At 67.8% G+C, this 16749-nt stretch carries 18 protein-coding genes and 2 pseudogenes; 10 read left to right on the top strand and 10 right to left on the bottom strand.

The genetic code is table 11. The annotated features are described in order from the left end of the window. Nucleotides 1-320: 320 nt before the first annotated feature. The 3 genes from ACGF15_RS17655 to ACGF15_RS17645 all read right to left on the bottom strand — a co-directional run bounded on the left by ACGF15_RS17655 (nucleotide 321) and on the right by ACGF15_RS17645 (nucleotide 3040). On the bottom strand, nucleotides 321-773 hold the full coding sequence (locus tag ACGF15_RS17655; RefSeq protein WP_392799925.1) for a hypothetical protein: 453 nt from the start codon (nucleotides 771-773) through the stop codon (nucleotides 321-323). A gap of 168 nt (nucleotides 774-941) precedes the next feature. Next, nucleotides 942-2108, bottom strand: coding sequence for a glycosyltransferase family 39 protein (locus tag ACGF15_RS17650; RefSeq protein WP_392799922.1), 1167 nt, complete (start codon nucleotides 2106-2108; stop codon nucleotides 942-944). A 788-nt stretch (nucleotides 2109-2896) separates the two neighbouring features. Continuing rightward, complete coding sequence (locus ACGF15_RS17645) at nucleotides 2897-3040, bottom strand: hypothetical protein (RefSeq protein ID WP_392799919.1); 144 nt, start codon at nucleotides 3038-3040, stop codon at nucleotides 2897-2899. A 273-nt stretch (nucleotides 3041-3313) separates the two neighbouring features. Here ACGF15_RS17645 and ACGF15_RS17640 point away from each other — a divergent pair, with 273 nt between their 5' ends. Continuing rightward, a complete protein-coding gene (locus ACGF15_RS17640; protein ID WP_392799916.1) occupies nucleotides 3314-3601 on the top strand; it encodes a hypothetical protein in 288 nt (95 codons plus the stop codon). Between the two features lie 26 nt (nucleotides 3602-3627). Here the strand turns inward: ACGF15_RS17640 and ACGF15_RS17635 are convergent, their stop codons facing one another. After that, nucleotides 3628-4023, bottom strand: a complete 396-nt coding sequence (locus ACGF15_RS17635; RefSeq protein ID WP_392799913.1) for a hypothetical protein — start codon at nucleotides 4021-4023, stop codon at nucleotides 3628-3630. Nucleotides 4024-4135: 112 nt separating this feature from the next. Here ACGF15_RS17635 and ACGF15_RS17630 point away from each other — a divergent pair, with 112 nt between their 5' ends. Further along, a complete protein-coding gene (locus ACGF15_RS17630; RefSeq protein WP_392799911.1) occupies nucleotides 4136-4423 on the top strand; it encodes a hypothetical protein in 288 nt (95 codons plus the stop codon). A 644-nt stretch (nucleotides 4424-5067) separates the two neighbouring features. Here ACGF15_RS17630 and ACGF15_RS17625 read toward each other — a convergent pair. After that, nucleotides 5068-5379, bottom strand: coding sequence for a hypothetical protein (locus tag ACGF15_RS17625; RefSeq protein WP_392799908.1), 312 nt, complete (start codon nucleotides 5377-5379; stop codon nucleotides 5068-5070). Nucleotides 5380-5561: 182 nt separating this feature from the next. Here ACGF15_RS17625 and ACGF15_RS17620 point away from each other — a divergent pair, with 182 nt between their 5' ends. After that, nucleotides 5562-6032, top strand: a complete 471-nt coding sequence (locus tag ACGF15_RS17620) for a hypothetical protein (RefSeq protein ID WP_392799905.1) — start codon at nucleotides 5562-5564, stop codon at nucleotides 6030-6032. Between the two features lie 10 nt (nucleotides 6033-6042). Further along, nucleotides 6043-6564: a hypothetical protein gene (locus tag ACGF15_RS17615; protein WP_345616462.1), complete on the top strand. Its 522-nt coding sequence runs from the start codon at nucleotides 6043-6045 to the stop codon at nucleotides 6562-6564. Nucleotides 6565-6603: 39 nt separating this feature from the next. Here the strand turns inward: ACGF15_RS17615 and ACGF15_RS17610 are convergent. The 4 genes and pseudogenes from ACGF15_RS17610 to ACGF15_RS17595 all read right to left on the bottom strand — a co-directional run. Further along, nucleotides 6604-6744: pseudogene (locus ACGF15_RS17610) on the bottom strand (IS5/IS1182 family transposase); the annotation flags it as partial. Nucleotides 6745-6904: 160 nt separating this feature from the next. Further along, nucleotides 6905-7423: a hypothetical protein gene (locus ACGF15_RS17605; RefSeq protein WP_256525561.1), complete on the bottom strand. Its 519-nt coding sequence runs from the start codon at nucleotides 7421-7423 to the stop codon at nucleotides 6905-6907. A 184-nt stretch (nucleotides 7424-7607) separates the two neighbouring features. After that, nucleotides 7608-8435 (bottom strand): DUF4328 domain-containing protein, encoded by an 828-nt coding sequence (locus ACGF15_RS17600; RefSeq protein WP_362607945.1) that lies wholly within the window; start codon nucleotides 8433-8435, stop codon nucleotides 7608-7610. Between the two features lie 182 nt (nucleotides 8436-8617). Beyond that, nucleotides 8618-10228: a glycoside hydrolase family 20 protein gene (locus tag ACGF15_RS17595; RefSeq protein WP_392799900.1), complete on the bottom strand. Its 1611-nt coding sequence runs from the start codon at nucleotides 10226-10228 to the stop codon at nucleotides 8618-8620. A gap of 295 nt (nucleotides 10229-10523) precedes the next feature. Between ACGF15_RS17595 and ACGF15_RS17590 the strand changes: the two genes are divergently transcribed. The 6 genes from ACGF15_RS17590 (at nucleotide 10524) to ACGF15_RS17565 (ending at nucleotide 15491) form a co-directional block, all read left to right on the top strand. Further along, a complete protein-coding gene (locus ACGF15_RS17590; RefSeq protein WP_345616478.1) occupies nucleotides 10524-11171 on the top strand; it encodes a 2-oxo-4-hydroxy-4-carboxy-5-ureidoimidazoline decarboxylase in 648 nt (215 codons plus the stop codon). Nucleotides 11172-11338: 167 nt separating this feature from the next. Beyond that, nucleotides 11339-11719, top strand: coding sequence for a succinate dehydrogenase, cytochrome b556 subunit (sdhC, locus tag ACGF15_RS17585; protein ID WP_256525557.1), 381 nt, complete (start codon nucleotides 11339-11341; stop codon nucleotides 11717-11719). An 8-nt stretch (nucleotides 11720-11727) separates the two neighbouring features. Beyond that, on the top strand, nucleotides 11728-12213 hold the full coding sequence (locus ACGF15_RS17580) for a succinate dehydrogenase hydrophobic membrane anchor subunit (protein WP_345616465.1): 486 nt from the start codon (nucleotides 11728-11730) through the stop codon (nucleotides 12211-12213). A gap of 25 nt (nucleotides 12214-12238) precedes the next feature. After that, nucleotides 12239-13993, top strand: a complete 1755-nt coding sequence (gene sdhA, locus ACGF15_RS17575) for a succinate dehydrogenase flavoprotein subunit (RefSeq protein ID WP_345616466.1) — start codon at nucleotides 12239-12241, stop codon at nucleotides 13991-13993. Next, entirely contained in the window at nucleotides 13993-14751 is a 759-nt protein-coding gene (locus ACGF15_RS17570; RefSeq protein WP_345616467.1) for a succinate dehydrogenase iron-sulfur subunit, read from the top strand. Before sdhA ends, ACGF15_RS17570 begins: the two co-directional genes overlap by 1 nt. Before the next feature lie 167 nt (nucleotides 14752-14918). Next, nucleotides 14919-15491, top strand: coding sequence for a hypothetical protein (locus tag ACGF15_RS17565; protein ID WP_392799895.1), 573 nt, complete (start codon nucleotides 14919-14921; stop codon nucleotides 15489-15491). On the opposite strand, the pseudogene ACGF15_RS17560 reads toward ACGF15_RS17565, so the two are convergent. After that, nucleotides 15478-16704, bottom strand: a pseudogene (locus ACGF15_RS17560) (RNA-guided endonuclease InsQ/TnpB family protein); the annotation flags it as partial. The gene ACGF15_RS17565 and the pseudogene ACGF15_RS17560 overlap by 14 nt on opposite strands. Nucleotides 16705-16749: the final 45 nt, after the last annotated feature.

Raw genomic sequence — 16749 nt, 5'->3', positions numbered from 1 at the left:
GAGATACGACAAGCGGGCCTACGTCTTCCACGGCACGGTCACCGTCGCCGCCATCCGGTTATGGCTCCGCACATGATCCGCCGGACAGCCCCTAGTCCCGCTCGCCATGCCGTTCCACCCCCGCCTGCGCACCCGGGTCGTCATGGCGCTGAAGAACGGGGGCGAATTGCTGCGCCGGGCAGAGGCCGGCGAACTGAACATCCGGGGAGTGGCAGGACTCCGGCTTCCACTGCCGCCGCCCCTGCACGTTCGGCGCACCACGCCGACCGCCTCGTAGGCCCCCGGGAGGGTGGCGTCACGCGATCTTCGGGTGTGGGGCGTCAGCCGCACTTCACACTGAGGACTGCGCTGGTCGATGTGTTGCTGTCGGTGGTCCCGTCGTGACAGATGCTCGCCAGCGTATCCGTGCGGTAGGACCACGACGTGGTGTCGGAGTCGCAGTTCATGCGTGCGGTGGTCGAGCGGGCTGGCGGAGGGCACCTGGTCTGCCGCGTACTTGCTGCCGCTGTTGACCAGACGCCGGGGCCGGAGAGGTAGACCTGCAGATCCACCTCGCTTGCACAGCCCTCGGGCGTCGAGGGCACGCAGCCGCTCATACCGCCGGTGGCGGTGATGATGCCTCCGCTGTAGTTCGGCTTATTCGCGAACAGTGCGCAGGTGATGATGTGCTGGGCCGACTCACCGCCGCCTACCGTCAAGGTCACCCCTGACTTGGGCTTTGACGCAGCCGGCGGGGCCGGGTCCGCGACAGCGATGCCTCCCAGCAGGGCCACCGAAGAGCCCCCGATCGTGCGGCAGACCCGCCAGCAGCGTGTGGACGGTAGCGTGCTGGGCCCGTGTGCGGTCGGCGAACCGGTGCCCGGTGGGCCATGGTGACCCGCTCTCGGTCGGCTTCGGAGCCATCACCGGTTCCGATGCACCGATTTGTGGTCGGGATCCGATTACGGCGGCCCCGAGCCGTTGAGCCAGAAGGCGCCGTAGAGGGCGCTGGTCACTGCAAGGGGCGCGATCCACAGATAGGGCTTTGCGGACCGAGAAAGAGTGACCGCAATCAAAAGGAGTAGCGGAAATGCCGGTATGAGAAGTCGCGGCTTCGATCCGAAATACCCGGAAGCCCCCATAGCCATGGAAGCGACTACTGCCGAGTACACGATCAGAGGTAGCGGGTATCCCTGAATGTACATCAGGAGGTGAGGTGCGGTAGTGATAGCAATGAGAACGATGAGGAATAATGATGCGATGATCGGTGACGGGGAGGCGAGCTCGCCTATAAAAAGGGCGAAGGAGTATCCGAAGTCGAATCCGTTACCCCATGCCTCTTGCACGTCCAGGTATCCGAGGAAATTGCCTTGCTGAACCCCCACCCAAAGAATGTATGTGGAGGCTCCAGCGAGGGACAAGGCACATGATGCAAGTATTTTCCCCTTATTGTCCACATGTCGCAGGCGAGTGAATGCGTGAACGCAAATTGCTAGGCCGAGGGCGACTCCAACAGGTCTCGTCAAGCCGGCCGCACAGGCCAGGGACGCGGCGACTACCCAGCGATCCTGCAGGAGGAAGTAGAGACTCCAGGCGGCGAGCGCGACAAACAGGGACTCGCTGTACGCCATGGATTGCACGATGGCGACCGGCAGGGAGGCCCAGAGGCAGACAAGCAATGTACCCGCTTGTGGGCTGTGAAGGTGGCGTCCCAGGTGAAAAAGGCCAAGGGCTGCGAAGATCGATGCCACCGCACTGACAAGCAAGCCTGCCTGGCTGGGAGTAAGCCCGACAGCGCTGACACCTCTTTCCAGCCATGGCAAAAGAGGGAAGAAAGCTTTGCTCGAGAGCTCTCGGCCGTCTTGCGCTTTCAACGTAAAGTCGTAACCATGCTCTGCTACTCGCACATACCACAGCGAGTCCCAGCGCTGACTGAGTAAGCGCACCGCGCTTTTTTCCTGAGTATGAGACCAGAGCGCCAGGACCGCAAGACCGAATACTTTGATAGAGGAAAAAAGAAGCACTGCAGAAAGTGGTGTTGCGTACCGTCGCGCACGGCTACGTTTCTCACAAGATTCCATCGATCCGGCATGTTGCTTATTTTTTATCGGGTATGACGATACCTTCATTCGGTCCTTCACTCATTATGCGTGCTAGGCGGCATCGGTGTCCGATGCCGCCTGCATTTTGACAGACGGTACGCAGGACTTAAGCGCCACAACGGCTCTTCAACTCTCGCGAGGATCAAATATGCGCCAAACTGGTGGCATCTTTCGGCCAGCTCTTGGATCTCCCGACCAGGCGCCCTGTGTCCATATTGGGCAGATAGTCACTATTGCGAAAAAGGGGCAGTGCGTTGTCGGCAAATTTTCCGAGAACTAAACCTGCAGAGGTCTTCGCCATCTCCGACGAAGCACTATTGTGTGAGCGTGAGCCCCGGACCGGTACGCACACTCCTGTTCGGGGCTCACGTCTGCTGTTAGCGGGCGCCAATCCGATCCTGTACTCGCTACAGGGTTCACTTCATGTCAAGGAATTTGCCCGCTTTACCTGGAGTGCCTTCCGGCGACCATGCTGTCGCACCTAGTCATGGCCAGACAGGCCATCGCCAGTCGGCCTGCTCTTCCGTCGGATTACTTCACCTGTACTACGACGTCGATGATGTTGAAGGCGCAGTCCGACGCGTACACACGGGTCTTCCTGTTTGTGGTTACCCATTCGGTGTACCGGTCGTAGTCAGCGAAGTTGCACACAGAACGGACCCTCCACGTGCCGGATCCGGTGCATTCGGCCCACCCTCCCGTGTCACCGACGCTGGTCTTGCAGGACAGGGCCTGCGGTGCGGCCGTGGCGGTCGGGACGGTAAGCCCGAAAAGGGCCGTCGCACCGATAACGGCTGCAGCGATGCCTCGTCTGTTCATTTTTTCCTCCCCTGTTCGTGCCGCAGGAGCGCGGCACAGACGCAGCCTGCATCACTGCAGCGCCGGCGATCAACAGGAACTGGATACGTTGGCGGAAAAAGCAGCAACACCGAGCGGGCGGCAAAGTCGATCTTGTCCATTTTCGGCAGTCCGCCACCTTCGCCCAGTTAAAGGCTGCAACTTCTGCACCAGTTTATTCCGGTAAGGAAGGTTCTCGATCCTCACGCCTACCGAGAATTCAGCCAGATATACGGCTGATTTGATGGTGGTCTCGACGCAGTAAAGTCCGGATTTGACTCCGGACAGCCGTTGCGCTTCCCGGCCATGTTCTCGACAAGCGGTTGAGTGTCGAATAGATGTCATGCAGGCTGCGTCTGTGCCGCGCTCCTGCGGCACGAACAGGGGAGGAAAAAATGAACAGACGAGGCATCGCTGCAGCCGTTATCGGTGCGACGGCCCTTTTCGGGCTTACCGTCCCGACCGCCACGGCCGCACCGCAGGCCCTGTCCTGCAAGACCAGCGTCGGCAGCACCGGGGGATGGGCCGAATGCACCGGATCCGGCACGTGGCGGGTCGTTTCCATCTGCAGCCCCGGGTTCGACAAGTACACGACCTGGGCAACGCAGAGCGGTGGCACAATGCGACGATACGCGGTGGACTGCTCGTTCGACATCGACCGCGTTCAGGTTGAAATGAAGTAGTCCGCAGCCCGAGCCTCCGAATGACCCTATTTAGTGGCCAGCAGCTGCGAAACACGCTGCCGAGACACATCAAGGATCAAGGCGATCTCTGCTCCCGACGCCCCGGATGCTTGGAGACTTCTGGCTACCTCTCGGTAAGCCCTGGACGCCCTTTCTTGGGCGTGACGGGCATCCACAATTGCTTGCACGGCTTCCTTTTTTCTGCTCTGCAGGGGCTCATCCAGTTCGACATCAATCTGCACGTTGATCTGGGCTGTCGGAATTCCGGTTGCTGCGGAAATCAAGCTTCGGGCGGCCTCGGACGCCTCCGTGAGGCGGCGGATCCACGCCTCTTCGGTGCCGGCGATCCGCAGAATCCATCCGTCTCGCTGCCGCTTCGCGCGGAAGCGATACATGCCGTCGCTCGATAGTTCATCCGTCATGCAAGCAGTTAAGCCCCCATTGACTCGCATGTCAAGCAGGGGTAGATCATCCTTTGCCTGTTGCGCAATCCTCACGACCCGCACGGCAGGCATCCACCAGCAAGGGGAAACGATGAGAGGCCGTATCCTGGCTGCCCTGGCCATCGCCGCACTGACATTGGGTGCAGCTCCAGCGATGGCGAGCGAGGCCGGCGCACTGGCGCTGTCCTGCAAGACAAGCGCTGGCGAGACGGGGGGCTGGGCAGAATGCACCGGCTCCGGCAAGTGGCGCGCACTGGCTGTCTGCGACTACGAGGCAGACAAGACTTCGCAGCGCGTGGATCAGAAGAGTGGCACTGTGCGTGTCTACGTGCCCGACTGCACCATCAGCATCGACAAGGTGATCGTCGAGATACTCTGACATCCCTGGCACTACCAGCTGAGCCCGGCCACTGTCACTGGCCGGGCTCAGCTCGCTGCCTCGGCTGCCCCTCGGTCGCCACTGCCTGACGATGTCGCTGGAGCCGAGCATCGCCTATCGAAGCCGGGCACCGCCTTGACGCGGTTCTTCACCGGCACTTTGGGGGCGGCCGCCCCCGTCGGAGCCGCAACCGCCACTGGCGGTACACGGATCCCGCTCCAGCGAGCGGGGCACCACGGGTGGCTCCCCCCTGCAGCAATGGCAGAAGTATCTCGAGGCGAACGGGCCACACTCGGATGGGAAGGAGCGCCCGGCAGCCGTACGGCAAGGTGATCGGCGCGACAGCTGCACCGAGGATCGCCGGCCCTCGGATGTGCGATCAGAACCGGCGCAGAAGCGCGGAAGCCGCTCCATCGTCCTCGAGTCCCGCCTCCGGGAAACCATGACCGCGCGAGTACCAGTCGACGCGTCAGGAATGGCGATCCCCCTCTGTCGCTTCAACTGCGGCCAGCCCGCAAGCCTCCCCGGCCCCGAAGGATTGCCTGAGCACTTCTCCTGCCGCAGGAAGCACGAGGCGTGATCTACAGGCTGCCTTCGGTGCGTCCACCGGATCAATGGGTGAAGAGGTGGCCCGTGGGGTGTGCTCAGTGAGGCGGCTCGAGCAGGTCCACCGTAGACAGGCCGGTTTCTCCGTCGACGAGTTCGAGGGCGACTTCGGCGCGGGCTGCGAGGTCGAGCGGGTCGAGCCCTTCGGTGTATGAGGCGTGCACGATGCGGTCCAGACCGGCTCCAAGGAGAGGCGCGGCCGTTCGCAGGGAAGCGTCCAGGGCTACGCCTTGGGTGGCACCGCCGTGGAGGATGATGTTGCGAGTGCGGTAGAGGCGGCGCATGGCGATACGGAACGCACGGTTGACCTCGGCGAGTTGCGTGCCGGGATTCTGCACGAGTGCGGCCATGCGCTGGGCGGTCGCGGTGTCGGTGTACTTCAGGGCGAGGGCTTCGGGCCCTCCGGCCCGCAGGGCGTCAGCAACGAGCCGGGCACGTTCGCGGTTGGCGGTGCAGGCCGCGACCGCCTCGGAGAGGGCGTCGGGCTGCGCGGGCCAAGTTGAAGGGGATCCCCGCCGCCAATCCTCAGACGTTGTGGCAGCACGAGCAGGGCGAGGTCTACCCGGGCCCGCACTACCGTCGTGCCTACTGCCTCCTCTACCGGGCCACCGAGCCTGACCTGGGATTCCGGACCGCTCTGCCCGGTGAAGAGACGTCGTTCAAACTCACGCCGATGGACGACCGCCTCACTGGCGCGCACGTCTTGGCCGTTGAACGGGCCATCCACCGCATCTCGCCCGGCAGCGAAGACGCCGGGCACTTCGCTCTCCAGCAGCGCATCATCGACGCCTGGAAGCGGAGGCACACCGGCGGTGACCCGCACCGCCCCGTCCTGATCCTGGTCGGGGGCTACGCCGGGAGCGGCAAGACGGAGCTGGCGAGGTTCTTCGTCCAGTTGACCGGCTGGCCGCTGCTCGACAAGGACCCGCTCACCCGGCCTCTGGTGGAACGGCTCCTAGGGTCTGTCCGATGGGGCCGCAGAGTCACCTTGTTCGGCTCCTAGGCTGTGGCCTATGGAGAACCCGCTCACCCACGAGGCCAGTGCCTTGATCAATTTTCGGAACTACACGTTCCGGGACCCGAGGTCACACGGCTACAGGTGGGTCGACCTCAAGCACCTGCGGTTCCCGGCTGAGTCCGGCGAAGCTCAGGAACTGCTCTCGGCGCTCATTGGGCATGAGCAGTTCCGGGACGACTACGCAGGCGGTGGCGTCCTGTCGGAGGGGGCTAGGCACGGTCCGTATTGGCTGAGGCTGGTTACCCCTGACGTCTACCAAGCCGTCAATCGGGAGAAGAGCGCGTACGTCCTGTGGGGGTGGGTGAACCAGTCCGGGGACGTGCCCGCCGAACTGGAGGCGGATCTGCAGCAGGAGGTGTTCGACCGCTTGGCGGCAGCCGACCACATCTACCACCTGAGCGGGCTGGGGAATGAGGCCGTTCATGACTGGGGGCGTGTGCACGAGCACTTCCACGAGTTCGTGCTCATCGACCGCTCCGCTGGACGGATCACTCTCCTCGTCGCCGCCGACGACTGAGTTCATCGACATGACCGCCACGGAAGGGCATTCGAGAGATCAGGGGCGGATCCACAGGCAAAGCGCGGCCAGAGTCACCGTGCCGTGGAAGACGTAGGCTCTCTTGTCGTATCGAGTCGCCACGGCCCCGGATGCCTTGAGCGCGTTGATGCACCGCTCGACGAGGCACTCGACCCGTCGGACATGACCTAATCTCGGAACACGAACGCCCGACGTCCCAGCCGCCCGACGCCGTGAACGCGCCCGCGTCCGCGGCGAGGAAGGCATCAGCTGGGGCAGTCGACCCTCTCACGGCGTGATGGATCCGCCAGGAGCCGGTGAACCTTCCAGGTCACAGACCCTAGGCCCCGGCCGCGCGGGCCTTCCGGGACAGTGCGGCCCGCAGGACGCGGCGGCCCTCCGTGGAGAGGTCGAGGGCGACCCGCGGCCCCATGCCGCCCTCGTCGCGGGCGAGGGCGTCGAGGGTCTGGGTCTGGCGCAGGCGCTCGCCGTCCACGAGCGGCCCGCCGTCGCCGAGCGGGTCCGCCGCGCGGTGGACGTCGACGGCGAGACCGGCGCAGAGGGCGGCCCAAGCCGCCAGGGACTCGGAGGCCCAGTCGTCCGGGATGCCGTCCAGCATCCGGCGGACCGGAGCGGCGGACGCGTCGCCCGGACCCGGCTCGCCGATCGCGGCGCGCACCTCGGCAAGGCGCTCGGCCCAGGTGCCACCCCCCGCGGCAGCGGCGGCCCACAGCGGACGGAGCGCGTCCGCGTCGTCCACCAGGACCGGGAGGCAGCGTTCCAGGCAGGCGAGGCCGCTGACCGCCAGCGTCCGCTCGTCCGCCGTGGCGGTCAGTTCCGACAGGCTGCTCGACGTCATGCGGACGCCTCCCCTCGCGGACGGGGGCATGGCTCTCCCCCGCCAGGCCGATGGCTCAAAAACGCATCAGCCGCTGGCTGAAAGTTCGCCCTGACCCTACGGGAGTGCGGTGGGGTTCCGCCATACCTCCGTGTCACCTTCTCACCACGGAGCGCCGCAGCCGCGGGCGCTCCGTGGTCCGGTTTCACACCGTCCGGGGCGTCTGGGACAGCGCCAGGGCCTTGGTGTGCTGCATGTGGGTCAGCCTGCGGACGAACAGGATGGCGAGCACGGCGGCGACGATGTTCGTGACGCCAGCGGCCACCAGGAGGTCGGCGGCCGAGACGATCTCGTCGGCCGTCTCCGCACGGTCGTAGAGCCGGCTTGCGACGCGGCCGAGGCAGATCGTGATCAGCCACGCCGTCCACCAGGCGTTGACCAGCGTGGTGGGCTCGTGCCGTGAGGGGGCGAGGTGGTCGGCCCGGCTGGCGGTCCAGGTCTCGACGGCGACGCGCCGGGGGATCCACAGGTTGCCGATCGGGATGAACCAGGAGCCGATGGCCATGCCCGTGCCGTTGGTGAACCAGTCGGTGGCGAAGACACCGGCATTACAGCGCACCCGGTGGAACCAGATGATGAAGACCACGATGGTCGCCAGCACGAAGACGATACTGGCGAACGAGGTCGCGGCCATCAGCGCGTCGGCGAATTCTGCGTCCGCCTCGGGGAAGGCGACGAAGCCGTCGTCGAGCACCCCTGCCACCAGGCGGCGCATGTTGAGCGTGGCCATGATGTACGCGATGTCGGCCACCGCCACGAGGAGCAGCAGGATCATCGCCGCCCGCCCCAGCCCCACCGGGGAGCGGAGCACCCCCGACCCGACCACGCCGGGCGGCGGGGCGGGGGTGGGCGTGAGCGTGGTGACCGGGGCCGCCGGGGCGGCGGGTGCCGCGGCGGCGGCCTGGCCCGTGCACGCGGGGCAGGGCGCCCCTGCGGACGTGGTGGATCTGTGCTCGCACTGGGAACACGGCATGACGAACGAACCCCCCTGGTTCATGGAGACGGAGAAGGGGCGCCACTCCCCCGTGGCGCCGCGGGAAACGCGAGAAGACGGCTCCGCGCACCGGGGGCGGGCCGCCGCCCGGGGACCTTACGTGGGCGGCGGCACCGGCGTCCAGCACCTTTGTGCTGGTCAGCGAGGCATGGGGAGGGGATTCACCCGGTAGTGGCCCGATCCGCCAGGGATTCGAACTCCGTCCAGGTGAGCGAGGGTTCGTCCGCGTCCCACAGCTTCTGGGAGACCGCCTGGAGCGGGCGGCGGATGCCCTCCGCGACCTGCTCGGGCGTCTGGGAGTTCGCGAGGTCGCACCAAACGGCGAAGCGTCCGCCGAGGATCTGGTCCGAGTACTTCTCCGCCACGGATTCGGAACCGCGCAGCACCAGCGGGGTCCACTCCTCGTAGATGCGCTCGCCGGTCGGGTAGACGAACTCGTTGGGCTCGCCGAGGACGTAGTAGAGGTACTCGTCGTTGAGGTTGACCATCTTCCGGCCCTCGGCCAGGTACCCGGACGGCTCGCGGGCGCCGATCTCCTTGCCGGTCCAGTACTCGACCTCGATGTCCTGGTCGGCGCTGACCACTCCCCCGGCGAAGAAGCCGTCGTTCCACGCCTTCGGGATCTGGCCGGCTCCGCGGACCACGGCGGCCCGGTCGTTGAGCCAGCCCTCGGCGAGGTCCTGGACCCCCGCCCCGGCGCCGTAGCGCTCGCGGGCGGCCGTCGCCAGCTGCGGGTAGGAGGCCGCGGGGTCGCGCACCGTCAGCGCCTGGTACTCGTCGGCGCCCACGTGGAACCAGCGCGCACCGAACAGGGCGGTGTACTCGCGCAGCAGGTCGTCCACGATCTCGGCGGACTGCGGCTGGGAGATGTCGATGGCGCCCTGGCGGGGGACGCCCTGGACGCTGCGGAGCTGGAGCTGGGGGTGGGCGCGCAGCACCGCGCCGAGGTGGCCGGGCGAGTCGATCTCGCCGAAGACGGAGATGTGCAGGCTCCTGCCGAGCGCGACGATCCTGCGGACCTCGGCCTTGGTCAGGTGCGGGTCGGAGACCACCTCGGGGTGGGTGTCCGACTGGATGCGGAAGGCCTGGTCGTCGGAGAAGTGCAGACCGAGCTGGTTGAGCTTGAGGTCGGCCATCTCACGCATCCGGGCCTCGATCCACTCGGCCGTGAAGTGCTTGCGCGCGATGTCGAGGTTGAGGCCGCGCTGGGCGCGGTCGGGGCGGTCGGTCACCACGCCCTCCGGCATGGCGCCGCCGGTGCGCAGGGCCTGCTTCAGGGTGCGGGTGCCGTAGAAGACGCCGGCCTCGTCGGGCCCGGTGATCGCGACGCGGTCGCCGCGGGTGGTGAGGGTGTAGGACTCGGCCGGTCCGCTCCCGGCGAGGGCGAGCCGCACGTCCCCGGCGCGGGCCGGGACGGTTCCGCGGTAGTCGAGCTCCAGCTCCCGTGCCAGCAGCCGGGCCTCGTCGGCGAGCCCCTCGCTGCCCTCGGCGATCACCACACCGCTCTCGGGGCCGGGCTCCCACCCGGGGCCGCGGGCCGCCTGGTGCCGCTGGACCGCGGGCACGGTGCCGGGCGCCTCGGAGAGGGGGTAGCTGCGGGTGGGGCTGGGCGACGGGGACGGGGAGGTGGTCGCGGGCTCGCCGGGCGCTGCCGCGCCGGGATCGCCGTCGGCGGCGGAGCAGCCCGCCAGGGTGAGAGAGAAGACGGCGAGCAGCGCGGCCGTCGCGCCTGCGGCACGAGAGCGACCGGCTATCCGGGGGCCCCATATCATGCGCTTACCTCCATATACGGCGATCGTCGCAAACGACACCCCCCATCAGCGTCCACCCCTCGCGTCCATATGAGGATCCCAAACTCTCCCGTCCGGGTGAAATTCGCGCATGCTTCGCACAGCTTTCGACACAGATCGATAGCGTTGCGGCTCATCCCTACCTCCCTCCCCAGTCGCCCCGCACCTCCCTCCGCAGCCGTCCCGCACCTCCCTCCCCACAGTCGTCCCGCACCTCCCTCCGCAGCCGTCCCGCCTCCCTTCCCAGCCGTCCCGCTGGTTCTCCGAGGAGCTCCCGCTGTCCAGCGACACTCCCGCCGCCCTGCCGCAGCGAGGGCCGGCCGTCAGGCCCCCGGCCGCAGCCCCCGCAGGCGGCGCCACCCGCGCCATACCGTCCGCACGCCCCACCGCACCGGACCCGACCGGCGGGGGCACGAGCGGCCGCGCGCCGGGCGCGCCGGGCCTGGCCGCCTTCAACGCGTCCCCCGCGCCCCGGGCCGAGGCGCTGCTCCTCGGCTGCTGCGGCAGCCACCGCTGGGCGCGGCGGGTGGCCGCCCACCGCCCCTACCCCGACCTGGGCGCCCTGCTGGCCGCGTGCGACGAGGCGGCCTACGACCTGACGCCCGCCGATGTCCACGAGGCGCTGGCCCTGGAGTCCGCTGCCGGGCCCGCCCCGGACGCGCCGCCCGCCGCGCGCACCGCGCTCGCCGCCGCCCACGCCGCGTACGAGAGCAGGTTCGGACACGCGTTCGTCATCTGCCTCGACGGCCACCGTCCGGACGAGTACCTGGACCAGGTCCTCGCCGGGATCCGGCGCCGCCTCGCGCACGAGCCGGACGAGGAGCGCTCGGTCGCCGCCGACGAACTGCGCGCCCTGGCCCGCTCCCGGGTGGTGCGGGCGCTGGCGTCCGCGCCGGGGAAGGGCCGTCCCGGGCGTCCGGTGTAGCCCGTACGAGGCTGATTGATTGCCTGTTTGATCACACCGGTGCACCCCGGGCGAACGAACCGACAACACGTCGCTACGATGTCCAGGGCCGGTGGACCGTACCCGGCCGGGCCCGACCGACATCCCAAGCCGGCAGGCCCCAGTCCCCGCTCCCGGAGGGTTCATCCGTGCCGGCTGGAACGCTGTACCGCGGCCGGGAAGGAATGTGGTCCTGGGTGGCTCACCGAGTCACCGGCGTCCTCATCTTCTTCTTCCTGTTCGTACACGTGCTTGACACCGCTCTCGTCCGTGTCTCTCCCGAGGCGTACGACCAGGTCGTCGCCACCTACAAGACGCCGATCGTCGCGCTGCTCGAATACGGCCTCGTCGCCGCGATCCTGTTCCACGCGCTGAACGGCCTTCGCGTCATCGCCGTGGACTTCTGGTCCAAGGGCCCGCGCTACCAGAAGCAGATGCTGTGGACCGTCATGGGCATCTGGGTCGTCCTGATGGCGGGCGCCCTGTACCCCGTGCTCGGCCACGCCGCTCGTGAACTGTTCGGGAGCTGAGGCGAGAGATGTCCACTGACACGACTTCCGCAATCGGCCAGGTCGAGGGCGAGGGCGAGGCCCGCCACTACGACGTCGACAACCCGGCCCCGTACATCGAGGCGCCGCGCAAGCGCACCGGGAAGACCCCGAAGTCGACCCGCGGCAACTTCGAGATGGCCGCGTGGCTGTTCATGCGCCTCTCGGGCGTGGTCCTCGTCGTCCTGGTCATCGGCCACCTGCTGATCCAGCTGGTGCTGGACGGCGGCGTCTCCAAGATCGGCTTCGCCTTCGTGGCCGGCCGCTGGGCGTCCCCGTTCTGGCAGACCTGGGACCTGCTGATGCTGTGGCTCGCCATGCTGCACGGCGCCAACGGCCTCCGCACGGTCATCAACGACTACGCGGAGCGGCCGAACACGCGCCTGTGGCTCAAGGGCCTGCTGTACACCGCCACGGTGTTCACCATCCTTCTGGGCACGCTGGTGATCTTCACCTTCGACCCGAACATCCGCTAGGCACGGGGCTGAGGTAATCCACGCCATGAAGATCCACAAGTACGACACCGTCATCGTCGGCGCCGGCGGCGCCGGCATGCGCGCCGCCATCGAGGCGACGAAGCGCAGCCGGACCGCGGTCCTGACGAAGCTCTACCCCACCCGCTCCCACACGGGCGCCGCCCAGGGCGGCATGGCCGCCGCGCTGGCGAACGTGGAGGAGGACAACTGGGAGTGGCACACCTTCGACACGGTCAAGGGCGGTGACTACCTGGTCGACCAGGACGCCGCCGAGATCCTGGCGAAGGAGGCCATCGACGCCGTCCTCGACCTGGAGAAGATGGGCCTGCCGTTCAACCGGACGCCGGACGGCACCATCGACCAGCGCCGCTTCGGCGGCCACTCCCGCAACCACGGCGAGGCACCGGTCCGCCGGTCCTGCTACGCCGCGGACCGCACCGGCCACATGATCCTCCAGACGCTGTACCAGAACTGCGTCAAGGAGGGCGTGGAGTTCTTCAACGAGTTCTACGTCCTGGACCAGCTGATCACCGAGGTCGACGGCGTCCGGAAGTCCGCCGGCGTGGTCGCCTACGACCTGGCCACCGGCGAGCTCCACATCTTCCAGGCGAAGGCCGTCATCTACGCCTCCGGCGGCAACGGCAAGTTCTTCAAGGTGACCTCCAACGCGCACACCCTCACCGGTGACGGCCAGGCGGCCTGCTACCGGCGCGGCCTGCCGCTGGAGGACATGGAGTTCTTCCAGTTCCACCCGACGGGCATCTGGCGCATGGGCATCCTGCTGACGGAGGGCGCCCGCGGTGAGGGCGGCATCCTCCGCAACAAGGACGGCGAGCGCTTCATGGAGAAGTACGCCCCCGTCATGAAGGACCTCGCCTCCCGGGACGTCGTCTCCCGCTCCATCTACACGGAGATCCGCGAGGGCCGCGGCTGCGGCCCCGAGGGCGACCACGTCTACCTGGACCTCACCCACCTGCCGCCGGAGCAGCTGGACGCCAAGCTCCCGGACATCACGGAGTTCGCGCGGACCTACCTCGGCATCGAGCCCTACACGGACCCGATCCCGATCCAGCCCACCGCGCACTACGCCATGGGCGGCATCCCGACCAACGTCCAGGGCGAGGTGCTCGCGGACAACACCACCGTCGTCCCGGGCCTGTACGCCGCCGGCGAGGTCGCCTGCGTGTCGGTCCACGGCGCCAACCGCCTGGGCACCAACTCGCTGCTGGACATCAACGTCTTCGGCCGCCGGGCCGGCATCGCGGCCGCCGAGTACGCCGCGAAGGCCGACTTCGTCGAGCTGCCCGAGGACCCGGCCTCCCTGGTCGAGGGGATGGTCGAGCGCCTGCGCGCCTCCACCGGCAGCGAGCGCGTGGCGGAGATCCGCCGCGAGCTGCAGGAGACGATGGACGCCAACGTGATGGTGTTCCGCACCGAGCAGACGATCAAGACCGCGGTCGAGAAGATCGCCGAACTGCGCGAGCGGTACAAGAACGTGTCCGTCCAGGACAAGGGCAAGCGGTTCAACACGGACCTGCTGGAGGCCGTCGAGCTGGGCAACCTGCTCGACCTGGCCGAGGTCATGGCCGTCTCCGCCCTGGCCCGCAAGGAGTCCCGCGGCGGCCACTACCGCGAGGACTACCCGAACCGCGACGACGTCAACTTCATGCGCCACACCATGGCGTACCGCGAGGTCGGCGAAGACGGCTCCGAGACCGTCCGTCTCGACTACAAGCCGGTCGTCCAGACCCGCTACCAGCCGATGGAGCGTAAGTACTGATGGCTACCCCCGTACTGGACAAGACCGAGGAGACCTCGGGCGCCTCCCCGTACATCACCGTCACCTTCCGGATCCGCCGCTTCAACCCCGAGGTGTCGGAGCACGCGGTCTGGGAGGACTTCCAGCTGGAGATCGACCCCAAGGAGCGGGTGCTCGACGGGCTCCACAAGATCAAGTGGGACCAGGACGGCACCCTCACCTTCCGCCGCTCCTGCGCCCACGGCATCTGCGGCTCCGACGCGATGCGGATCAACGGCAAGAACAGGCTCGCCTGCAAGACGCTGATCAAGGACATCAACCCGGAGAAGCCGATCACGGTCGAGCCCATCAAGGGCCTGACGGTCCTCAAGGACCTGATCGTGGACATGGAGCCGTTCTTCCAGGCCTACCGGGACGTCATGCCGTTCCTGGTGACCAAGGGGAACGAGCCCACCCGTGAGCGCCTGCAGTCCGCCGAGGACCGCGAGCGCTTCGACGACACCACCAAGTGCATCCTGTGCGCCGCGTGCACCTCCTCGTGCCCGGTGTTCTGGAACGACGGCCAGTACTTCGGCCCGGCGGCGATCGTCAACGCGCACCGCTTCATCTTCGACTCGCGCGACGAGGCGGGCGAGCAGCGCCTGGAGATCCTCAACGACAAGGACGGCGTGTGGCGCTGCCGCACGACCTTCAACTGCACGGACGCCTGCCCGCGCGGTATCGAGGTCACCAAGGCCATCCAGGAGGTCAAGCGGGCGCTGATCACGCGCCGCTTCTGACACCCTGCCCCCGGCGCGCGCGGGCGCGCCCGCGGGGCGCGAGGGCCCCGGCTCCACTTCTCGGGAGCCGGGGCCCTCGCGTGCGCCACGGCACCGGACTTCACCGGGCGGGTGCGGAACTGGCAGGATCAGGGGACCGTCTGACAGGCAGGGAAGCGGGGAGAACAATGACCGAGGCGAATCCGTACCGCGAAGGGGAGCCGGAGTACAACTGGGGCCCGTCCCAGCCGCCCGGCGCGCCCGGGTACGGCTATCCGGGACCGGCGTCGGGACCGTACGGCTACCCGCAGAACCCGACACTCGCCGACGGCTCCACCCCGCCCTACGCGATGACGCAGCCCGGGGGCGTGGCGCTGCCGTCCCACCCGGGCGGGGCCCCGGTGCCGACGGGCGGTCAGCCGCTGGTGTCCATCGGGGACATCACGGTGCTCCCCGACGGGATCGTCACCCCGGCGGGCACGCTGCCGCTGAAGGGCGCGGTGTGGAACGCGACGGACATGTCGCGCACGGAGGAGAAGATCCCCACCCACGCGATCGTGCTCGCCGTCGTGTTCTTCGTCTTCTGCCTCCTGGGGCTGCTGTTCCTGCTGATGAAGGAGAAGACGACGACCGGGTTCGTCCAGGTCACCGTCACCAGCGGCGGCAAGCACCACTCGACGATGATCCCGGCCACCAGCCCGCACACCTTCCAGCAGGTGATGGGGCAGGTCAACTACGCGCGGTCGGTCAGCAGCATGTGACATCCTCCCGGGCCTGAAGGCCCGGGATTCGCGCCTGCTCCCACGTTCGCTGTGTGGGTCGCTTCGGGTGGGTTCCTGCTTCGCTGCGCGGTGCGGGCACGGGTGCCCGTCTTACCTGCGCTCCGCAGGCTGGCCCCGCCAGTCCGGCGGCCTTGGCGATGTTGACCGCCGCGTTGATGTCCCGGTCCAGGACCGCCCCGCACGCCTGGCATGTCCACTCGCGGACGTTCAGCGGCTTGGGGCCGTCCTTGACGCCGCACTGCGAGCACATCTGGGAGGTCGGCTCGAAGCGGCCGATCCGGATGAAGGTGCGCCCGTACCGGGCGGCCTTGTACTCCAGCATGGACACGAACGCCGACCAGCCGGCATCGTGCACGGACTTGGCCAGGCGTGTGCGCGCGAGTCCCTTCACCGCCAGGTCCTCCACGGCGACCGCTTGGTTCTCGCGGATCAAGCGCGTGGAGAGCTGGTGGTGGAACTCGCGGCGTGCGTCGGCCACCCGCGCGTGTGCGCGGGCGACCTTGGTCCGGGCCTTGTTCCGATTGCTGGAGCCCTTCTCCTTGCGGGAGAGGGCGCGCTGGGCCTTCTTCAGGCGCTTCTCGGCCCGGCGCAGGAAGCGCGGGCTGTCGACCTTGGTCCCGTCGGAGAGGACGGCGAAGTGCCCGAGGCCGAGGTCGATACCGACCTCGGGTGTCGTCTGGGGCAGCACCTCGGAGGCGTCGGTCTCGACGACGAAGCTCGCGACGTACCGGCCCGCCCTGTCCTTGACCACGGTGACCGTGGACGGCGCGGAGGGCAGCGTGCGGGACCACTTGACCTTGAGGTCGCCGATCTTCGGCAGGCGCAGCTTCCCGCCCGGGGTGATCCGCCATGCCGCGTTCGCGGTGAAGCGGATCGACTGCCGCTTGTCCCGCTTCGACTTGAAGCGCGGAGCGCCCATGCGGGGGCGCTTGCCCTTGAGGCCGTCGAAGAAGTTCCGGTACGCGGTGTCCAGGTCCCGCAGGGACTGCTGGAGGATCACCGCCGACACCTCGCCGAGCCAGGCCCGTTCCGGGGTCTTCTTGACGGCCGTGAGGTGCTTGGACAGTTCGGCGGAGGTGACGAACGGCAGCCCCGACCTGCGGGCCTCCTCGCGGACGCGCAATGCGTCGTTGAAGACGACCCGCGCGCACCCGAACGCCCTCGCCAGCGCCGTGCGCTGACCGGCACTCGGCTACACCCGGAAGGACTACCGGAGCTGCATAACGATCACTCTACC

This window comes from Streptomyces sp. NPDC048001, assembly GCF_043203115.1.
Classification (GTDB): Bacteria; Actinomycetota; Actinomycetes; order Streptomycetales; family Streptomycetaceae; genus Streptomyces; species Streptomyces sanyensis.
The sequence above is the reverse complement of the archived record's forward strand: the minus strand, read 5'-3'. Positions and strand labels throughout refer to the sequence as shown.

Excerpts from the sequence above, each read along its gene's own strand:
- ACGF15_RS17640 (WP_392799916.1), top strand. The coding sequence starts at position 3,314 with ATGAACAGACGAGGCATCGCTGCAGCCGTTATCGGTGCGACGGCCCTT.
- ACGF15_RS17595 (WP_392799900.1), bottom strand. The coding sequence starts at position 10,228 with ATGATATGGGGCCCCCGGATAGCCGGTCGCTCTCGTGCCGCAGGCGCG.
- ACGF15_RS17565 (WP_392799895.1), top strand. The coding sequence starts at position 14,919 with ATGACCGAGGCGAATCCGTACCGCGAAGGGGAGCCGGAGTACAACTGG.
- ACGF15_RS17650 (WP_392799922.1), bottom strand. The coding sequence starts at position 2,108 with ATGAAGGTATCGTCATACCCGATAAAAAATAAGCAACATGCCGGATCG.
- ACGF15_RS17645 (WP_392799919.1), bottom strand. The coding sequence starts at position 3,040 with ATGGACAAGATCGACTTTGCCGCCCGCTCGGTGTTGCTGCTTTTTCCG.
- ACGF15_RS17630 (WP_392799911.1), top strand. The coding sequence starts at position 4,136 with ATGAGAGGCCGTATCCTGGCTGCCCTGGCCATCGCCGCACTGACATTG.
- ACGF15_RS17600 (WP_362607945.1), bottom strand. The coding sequence starts at position 8,435 with ATGCCGTGTTCCCAGTGCGAGCACAGATCCACCACGTCCGCAGGGGCG.
- ACGF15_RS17605 (WP_256525561.1), bottom strand. The coding sequence starts at position 7,423 with ATGACGTCGAGCAGCCTGTCGGAACTGACCGCCACGGCGGACGAGCGG.
- ACGF15_RS17570 (WP_345616467.1), top strand. The coding sequence starts at position 13,993 with ATGGCTACCCCCGTACTGGACAAGACCGAGGAGACCTCGGGCGCCTCC.
- sdhA (WP_345616466.1), top strand. The coding sequence starts at position 12,239 with ATGAAGATCCACAAGTACGACACCGTCATCGTCGGCGCCGGCGGCGCC.
- ACGF15_RS17625 (WP_392799908.1), bottom strand. The coding sequence starts at position 5,379 with ATGGCCGCACTCGTGCAGAATCCCGGCACGCAACTCGCCGAGGTCAAC.
- ACGF15_RS17615 (WP_345616462.1), top strand. The coding sequence starts at position 6,043 with ATGGAGAACCCGCTCACCCACGAGGCCAGTGCCTTGATCAATTTTCGG.
- ACGF15_RS17580 (WP_345616465.1), top strand. The coding sequence starts at position 11,728 with ATGTCCACTGACACGACTTCCGCAATCGGCCAGGTCGAGGGCGAGGGC.
- ACGF15_RS17635 (WP_392799913.1), bottom strand. The coding sequence starts at position 4,023 with ATGACGGATGAACTATCGAGCGACGGCATGTATCGCTTCCGCGCGAAG.